The following is a 7,304-nucleotide window of genomic DNA, read 5'->3' on the forward strand; positions in this document are numbered from 1 at the left end:
CGGGCGCGTGGCCGAACTGCGGCGGCCCGCTCGCCTGATCTGCGCGCGTCCGCTTGCCTGATCCGGGCGGACACGCACAGAGAGCACGCGACCGGCGTCGGGGTGATCCCCCGGCGCCGGTCGCCGTCTGTGCGAGGCCGCGAAGGGGCCCGGATGCCCCGGCGGGCGGGCCGCTATTCTCTTGAATGGTGACCACCGCCGAACGCTTCTATTCTCGCCTCGTCACCCGCGATGCCGACGCCGAGCGCGACCTCCCCGACGTCGTCCGCCGCGAGCTTCCGCGCAACGGGCTGAGGCTCGTGGCCGCCAACACGCTGCAGTCCTCGGGTGACCAGACGGTCAACGCATCGACCGTGCTGCCGTGGCTGTTCCACGTGCTCGGGGTGCCGGCGGCGCTGGTCGGTCTGCTGGTGCCGATCCGGGAGTCCGGGTCGATGCTGCCGCAGGCCTTCCTCACGCCGCTGGTGGTGCGGGTGCGCCGCCGCAAGTGGGTGTTCGTCACGGGCGCGCTGGTGCAGGCGGCATCGGTGGCGGCAATGGCCGCGATCGCCGCCCTCGGGCACGGGACGGCAGCGGGCGTCGGCATCCTGGTCGCGCTCGTGGTGTTCTCGCTGGGCCGCTGCCTGTGTTCGATCGCGTCGAAGGACGTGCAGGGCCGCACCATCCCGTCGGGGGAGCGCGGCCAGATCATCGGGTTGGCCACGTCGGCGGCGGGGTTGGTCGCGATCACGCTCGGCCTGGCCATCCGGATCCTAGGCGGCGGCGACCTCGACAGCACCGAACTGGCGTTCCTGCTGGTGGCGGGCGCGGTGCTGTGGTTGCTCTCGGCGTCGACGTACTCCCGCGTGGTCGAGCCGGCCGGCGACGGGCGCGCCCGCCGGGGAGCGAAGGACCACGGCGCGACGGAGGATCACGGCGCGACGAAGGGCCACGGCGCGGCCACTGGCGGTGCGTCGGAGGAGTCGTCGACGTGGTTCGCGGACGCGGCGCGATTGTTCCGGGACGACGCCACGTTCCGCAAGTTCGTGACCGTCCGCGGCCTGCTGCTGGTGTCCTCGCTCAGCCCGCCGTTCATCGTGTCGATGTCGGTCGCCTCGGGCACCGGGGCGCTGGCCGGGTTGGGTGGGTTCATCCTCGCCTCGGGCGTGGCGTCTCTCATCGGGGGGCGAGTCTTCGGGCGGCTGGCCGACCGATCGAGCCGACTGCTCATGGCGGGCGCAGCCACGGCCGCGTCGGCGGTGGCGGTCGCGTTGGTGCTCGCGGTCTCGATCCCGGGCTTCGACGGCGGGTCGGCACTCGGGGCCACGGTGTTCGTCGGGGCCTACTTCCTGCTCACGCTGCTGCACTCCGGCGTCCGCGTCGGCCGCAAGACCTACGTGGTGGACGTGGCCGAGGGCGATCTCCGGACCACCTACGTGGCAGTGGGCAACACGGCCATGGGGATCATCCTGCTGGTGGTGGGCGGGATCAGCTCGGCGCTCGCGGTGCTGGGCGTGCAGTGGTCGCTGATCTTCCTCGCGGTGCTCGGGGTGATCGGCGCGGTGTCGGCGGTGACGATGCCCGAGGTCTCCCGCGGCGCGGCCCGCTAGATCTCAGACGCCCGGGTCGAATCCGCCGACGTCGTAGATCAGCTTCTGCACACCGTTGGGGTACGCCTCGCTCTCGACCAACTCCAGCTTCTGCCGGGGCTTGTCGGTCTCGCTCCACATGCGCTTGCCGGCGCCGAGGACGAACGGGAACACCAGCAGGTGATAACGGTCGATGAGCCCGGCGTCGGAGAGGGTCCGAGCCAGCGTCGCCGACCCGTGCACGAGGATCGGCGCCGGTTCGGCCTCCTTCACCGCGGCCACCTCGTCGAGCGTGCGCAGGATCGTCGTCGTCCCCCATCCCTCGACGAGGTCACTCTCGGCCAACGTCGTGGACACCACGTACTTGGGCATGGCGTTGTAGCGGGGGAACTCGTCGTCCATCTGCGGCCACACGGCGGAGAACGCCTGGTAACTGACGCGGCCGAGCATCATCGCGCCGGCCTCGCCCTGTTCGCGGGCCTTGATCGAGTAGACGTCCTCGTCGAAGTCGACCGCGAACGTCCAGCCGGTGTTGCGGTACCCGGGCTCGCCGCCGGGGGCCTCGACTACGCCATCGAGCGAGACGAAGGCGGTGTAGATCAATCGGCTCACGGGCGGACTCCTCACGCGCGGGTCTGCCAGAGTACGCCCGCACGCGGCGCCTGAAAACGGCCACAATGGCGTCGAGGGCCGGCCGACCGGGGTCGGGACGACGACGAGGAGTGCCCATGCGCCACGACCAGACCACTCTCGCGGATTTCCGGGCGAGCCTGCTCGACGGGAGCGGGAAGGACTTGTCCGACTACGCCGGGCAGGTCGTCCTGGTGGTCAACACCGCGAGCAAGTGTGGGTTCACGCCGCAGTACAAGGGGTTGCAGAAGCTGTACGAGGAGTTCCGCGACGAGGGCTTTGTAGTGCTCGGGTTCCCGTGTGACCAGTTCGCGCACCAGGAGCCGGGCTCCGACGAGGAGATCGGTGCGTTCTGCGAGCGCAACTTCGGCGTGGAGTTCCCGCTGTTCTCCAAGATCGAGGTCAACGGATCGAGCGCCCACCCGCTCTACGAGTGGCTCAAGTCCGAGAAGTCCGGGGTGCTGGGTGGGCGAATCAAATGGAACTTCACCAAGTTCCTCGTGGGTCGCGACGGCCACGTGATCGACAGGTTCGGACCCAACCGGAAGCCCGAGGACCTGCGCGAGGCGGTCGAGGCGGCACTGCGGGGGTAGCGACTCGCACGGCGTGAGTAACGATTTGAGCTGAGAACGGATTAAGCTTCGTAAGTCACTACTTACAACATTTGGAGCTTCATGTCCTTCGGACTCCGCCGCGCCGCGGCTGCGACCGCCGGCGCACTCGCCGTCGCCCTGACCCTCGGGTCGGCCACTCCCGCTTTCGCCCAGACCGCCAGCATCGACCCCTCGACGCTCATCGACCCGTCGGCGCTCGGCCAGGAGGACTTCGAGGCGATCATCGACGCCGTCGGCTCCGTGCCGATCGGCTCGGCCGCAGGGATTCTCGGGTCGGTCGGCTCGGCCGACGTCCCACTCGGGGAAGGGTCCTCGGAAACCGTCGGCACGCCCACTCCGGTCGACGAGTCGATCACCAAGACGGAGTTTCGTGGAATCGAGCGCTACCGCGCCGATAAGGCCGGGAACGATCAGGCGTACGAGTACTGGACCATCGCCTCGAAGGCAATGCAGCGTGAGATCACCGTCGAGGTCGTCCCCTCGCGCGGCACGGGCGAGGCGCCCGTCCTCTACATGCTCGACGGCGTGGGTGCGCCGATCAGCAGCACCGGCTGGGCTCACCAGGCGTACGTCGCTGATCGGATGGAGGACGAGAACGTTCACGTGGTGAACCCGGCGGGTGCCTACGCCTCGTACTACACCGACTGGGAGGAGATCGACCCGGTCTTGGGCAACAACAAGTGGGAGACGTTCCTCACCGAGGAACTGCCGGCGATCGTCGATGAGCGGCTCAACACGAATGACAAGGCAGCCGTCGGCGGCATCTCCATGGGCGCTCAGGCGGCCATGCATCTTGCGGCTACACACCCCGATGTCTACGACGCCGTGATGTCGTTCAGTGGCTTCTACTCGACAATGGACGCCCTGGGGTACCAGACCGTGCGGCTCTCCGTTGAGACTCGCGGTGGAGACGTCGAGAACATGTGGGGCCCGCACCGTAGCGCGCGGTGGGCGGAGAACGACACCATCTCTCACCCGGAGGGTCTGCGCGGCAAGGCTGTGTACTTCTCGGCCGGAAACGCCGAGATCGGTCCCGATGACGTCAAGCAGTACGGTGCCAACTACCAGGACCTGATAATCGGGTTGGTGCTGGAGATGGGCGTGTACGAGAACTCGAAGGCCTTCGAGAAGGCACTCGATCGTGCCGGGATCGAGCACAAGGTGGACTTCGCCGACACCGGCCTGCACAACTGGCCGAACTTCCTCAAGAACTTCGAGTCCGGATGGGACTACATCAAGCCCGCCTTGTACGGCGGAGACGTCGAGCCCGGAACGGGCACCCCGGGTGCATCCGGCTCAGCCGGTTCCCTGGGGACCTCCGGATCCCTGGGCTCCTCCGGGTCCACCGGTTCCTGATCGACCTTCTCGAGAAGCGGTCCTGCGCTCCAACACCGGGGCGCGGGACCGCTTCTGTATCGCTCGGCCGCACCCACCTCGGCCACACTCACAATGAGGGGACCCCGATGAACACCCGCGTCCGTCGCCGCGCAACCGTCACCGCCACCGTCCTCGCGGCCATCCTGTCCCTGGGATTCGCCGCGCCCGCCTCTGCCCAGATCGGCGGCGATATCGACACCTCGTCCCTGGGACTCGAGGAGGTGGAGCTGATCGGGTCTGCGGCCGGTTCCCTTCCGCTGGGCTCGACACTCGGGTCGCTCGGGTCGGCCGGTTCCACCAACATCCCGCTCGGCGGCACCGGGTCATACGTGGAGCTTCCCAACCCGCCGCGACCGCGCGACGACTCGATCGACTCGGTCGAGCTCCGCGCCATCACCCAGCACGGAGAGTACGAGCACTGGCTCGTCACCTCCGCCGCCATGCAGCGCGAGATCGTGCTCGAGGTGCTCCCGTCCCGCGTGACGGACAAGGGGTCGGCGCCCGTGTTGTATCTCCTCGACGGGGTCGACTCGGTCGAAGGAAACTCGGGCTGGAAGCGGGCCGGAAACATGCCCGCGCGCATGGCCGAGGAGAACGTCCACCTGGTGACACCCACGGGAGGCCCCTCCTCGTACTGGTCCGACTGGCTGAGCGAGGACGAGGTCTTCGGCTACAACAAGTGGGAGACGTTCCTCACCGAGGAGCTGCCCGACCTCGTCGAGGCGGAACTGGCGACCCGGGGCACGAAGCACAACGGCAAGAACGGAATCGCCGGCGCGTCGATGGGTGCGCAGGCCGCAATGCACCTGGCGGCCACCTACCCGGAGCTGTACGACGGCGTCATGGCGCTCTCCGGCTACTACTCGACCACCGACGAGCTGGGCTACCAGTCGGTCCGTGGCTCGGTGGATGGGCGCGGCGGCGATTCCGCCAACATGTGGGGCCCGCGCGGAAGCGATCTGTGGAAGTACCACGACACGACTTCCACCCGGAGGGTCTCGAGGGCACCGCGGTGTACTTCGCGACCGGGGGCACGGCGGTGTCCGAAGGGGATCTCCGGAACTACGGCGACGACTACTTCGCCATGCTGCAGGGCCTGGTGCTGGAAAAGGGGGTCATCGAGGGGGCCAGGAGCTTCTCCCGCGAACTCGACCGCCACGGCATCGCGCATCGCGTGGACTACGGCGACGAGGGCCTCCACGGGTGGCAGACGTTCGTCGACTACATCACGCCCGGTTGGAACCACATCAAGCCTGCGCTGCAGAACTGAGCGACGGCGGGAATCCCCCGCGCACGCCCGTCGAGAAGACAGTTCGGCACACCCGCCTCTCGCGCGACGTGTGCGGAACTGTCTTTTCGATGGAGTCGACGGAGTCGATGTGGCGGCTGGTCAGGCCGCGGCCAGCCGAAGGCGGTCGAGGTGCCGGGCGATCGCGTCGAGCGCGCGGTCGAGCACCGGCGCCTCCGGCAGGCACACGATGCGGAAGTGGTCGGGTTCGGGCCAGTTGAAGCCGGTGCCGTGGGTGACCAGCACGTGCTCGGAGCGAAGGAGGTCCAGGGCGAACTGCTCGTCGCTGGAGATGCCGAACATCTCGCGGTCGAGGCGCGGGAAGCAGTACAGCGCGCCCCGCGGCGCCACGCAGCTCACGCCGGGGATGGCGTTGAGGCGCTCGGCGGTCCGGGCCAGCTGCCGCTCGAGTCGGCCGTCCGGGTCCACCACGTCGTGGCCCCACGGTGAGTCCTCGGCCAGGGCGACGGGGATCGCGTGCTGCGCGGGGACGCCGGGGCAGACCCGCATGTTGGACAACAGGGTCAGTCCCTCCAGTAGGTCGGTGGCGTCGGCGATCGGGCCGGTCGCGACCACCCAGCCGGCCCGGTAGCCGCACACCCTGTACGCCTTGGACAGCCCGCCGAAGGTCAGGCACAGTACGTCGTCGCCGGCCGCCCACGCGGCGTGGTGGTGGCGGGCGTCGCCGAAGAGGACCTTCTCGTAGATCTCGTCGGACAGCAGGACGAGCCCGTGGCGGCGCGCGATGTCGGCCATCCCCCGGACGGTGTCCTCGCTGTACACCGCGCCCGTGGGGTTGTTGGGGTTGATCATCACCAGGGCGGTGGTGCGTGGGGTGACCCTGGATTCGATGTCCTCCAGCGACGGGTTCCAGCCGTCGGTCTCGTCGGCGAGGTAGTGTACGGGCACGCCTCCGGTGAGGTTCACGGCGCCCGTCCAGGTCGGGTAGTCGGGGGCGGGGACCAGGATCTCGTCGCCGGGGTCGACCATGGCCTGCAGGACCAGCGTGATGAGTTCGCTCACGCCGTTGCCGAGGAAGACGTTCTCGGTCGAGACGCCACCGATCCCGTGTCGGCGGTAGTAGTCCGCCACGGCCTCGCGGGCGGTGGGGATGCCGCGGGAGTCGGAGTAGGCCTGCCCGGCGGCGAGTCCCGCCGCCACCGCGTCGACGAGCTCCGGCCGGGCGGTGAGCCCGAAGGGGTGCATGTTGCCCAGGTTGAGCCGCAGGATGTCGTGCCCCTCGGCCTCGAGGCGCATCGCCTCGGTGAGGATCGGGCCACGCACGTCGTAGCGCACGTCGCGGAGTCGTCGGGACTGGCGGTAGGTCGTCATGGGACCCATCCCACCCCGAAAGTGGCGCCCCCGGGAGGTCCATTTTGCGCAGATGCGTGAGACCACTATGCGGTGTCGTGGCCTACGCTCACCCCATGGCCCGTACCGCACGCCCCGGATCCCTGGTGGTGGGGCAGGTGTCGGGGGCTGCGGAGTTGGCCGACGCGATCATCGACCTGGTCGCCGGCGGATCCGTGGCCGACGGCGACCGGCTGCCCTCCACGCGCGCGCTCGCCGAGCAGACCGGACTCTCCCGTGGGACCGTGGTTCGCGCGTTCGATGAACTGTCGGCGGCCGGCTTCGTCGTCTCCACCCAGGGGTCGGGGACCCGGGTCGTCGCCGGAGCCGGTCAGGCTGCACGGGCCGGGGCGCGGACGCGCGGAGTCAGCCGAACCTCGTCGTCGTCGCCACTCATGCGGCAGGGCGCCCGCACCTCGTCACCGGAGGTTCCGGCGGCGACCACTGCGTCACCCGCGCCCGCGCCCGCGCCCCCGG

General features: G+C 69.3%; 7 protein-coding genes and 1 pseudogene. 6 read left to right on the forward strand and 2 right to left on the reverse strand.

What is annotated here, in order from left to right; genetic code table 11:
* The first annotated feature begins 188 nt into the window (after window positions 1-188).
* The gene (locus G6024_RS06865) at window positions 189-1,589 is read left to right on the forward strand and encodes an MFS transporter (protein WP_159148353.1); all 1,401 of its coding nucleotides are present in this window, start codon (window positions 189-191) and stop codon (window positions 1,587-1,589) included.
* 3 nt (window positions 1,590-1,592) lie between these two features.
* Here G6024_RS06865 and G6024_RS06870 read toward each other — a convergent pair whose 3' ends face one another.
* Entirely contained in the window at window positions 1,593-2,180 is a 588-nt protein-coding gene (locus G6024_RS06870) for a dihydrofolate reductase family protein (protein ID WP_132063863.1), read from the reverse strand.
* A gap of 116 nt (window positions 2,181-2,296) precedes the next feature.
* Between G6024_RS06870 and G6024_RS06875 the strand changes: the two genes are divergently transcribed.
* The 4 genes and pseudogenes from G6024_RS06875 to G6024_RS16620 all read left to right on the forward strand — a co-directional run bounded on the left by G6024_RS06875 (window position 2,297) and on the right by G6024_RS16620 (window position 5,459).
* Window positions 2,297-2,791: a glutathione peroxidase gene (locus tag G6024_RS06875; RefSeq protein WP_119192097.1), complete on the forward strand. Its 495-nt coding sequence runs from the start codon at window positions 2,297-2,299 to the stop codon at window positions 2,789-2,791.
* A gap of 81 nt (window positions 2,792-2,872) precedes the next feature.
* Window positions 2,873-4,168: an alpha/beta hydrolase gene (locus G6024_RS06880; RefSeq protein ID WP_159148351.1), complete on the forward strand. Its 1,296-nt coding sequence runs from the start codon at window positions 2,873-2,875 to the stop codon at window positions 4,166-4,168.
* Between the two features lie 461 nt (window positions 4,169-4,629).
* Window positions 4,630-5,133, forward strand: a pseudogene (locus G6024_RS16615) (alpha/beta hydrolase); the annotation flags it as partial.
* 17 nt (window positions 5,134-5,150) lie between these two features.
* A complete protein-coding gene (locus G6024_RS16620) occupies window positions 5,151-5,459 on the forward strand; it encodes a hypothetical protein (protein WP_235027791.1) in 309 nt (102 codons plus the stop codon).
* 120 nt (window positions 5,460-5,579) lie between these two features.
* Here G6024_RS16620 and G6024_RS06890 read toward each other — a convergent pair whose 3' ends face one another.
* Window positions 5,580-6,809, reverse strand: a complete 1,230-nt coding sequence (locus tag G6024_RS06890; protein WP_069389845.1) for an aminotransferase class I/II-fold pyridoxal phosphate-dependent enzyme — start codon at window positions 6,807-6,809, stop codon at window positions 5,580-5,582.
* A 95-nt stretch (window positions 6,810-6,904) separates the two neighbouring features.
* Between G6024_RS06890 and G6024_RS06895 the strand changes: the two genes are divergently transcribed.
* Window positions 6,905-7,304, forward strand: a 400-nt coding sequence (locus tag G6024_RS06895) for a GntR family transcriptional regulator (RefSeq protein ID WP_159148352.1), incomplete at its 3' end; no start/stop codon positions are given.

The sequence above is a fragment of the Dietzia maris genome (genome assembly GCF_014144855.1).
GTDB classification, from domain to species: Bacteria; Actinomycetota; Actinomycetes; order Mycobacteriales; family Mycobacteriaceae; genus Dietzia; species Dietzia kunjamensis.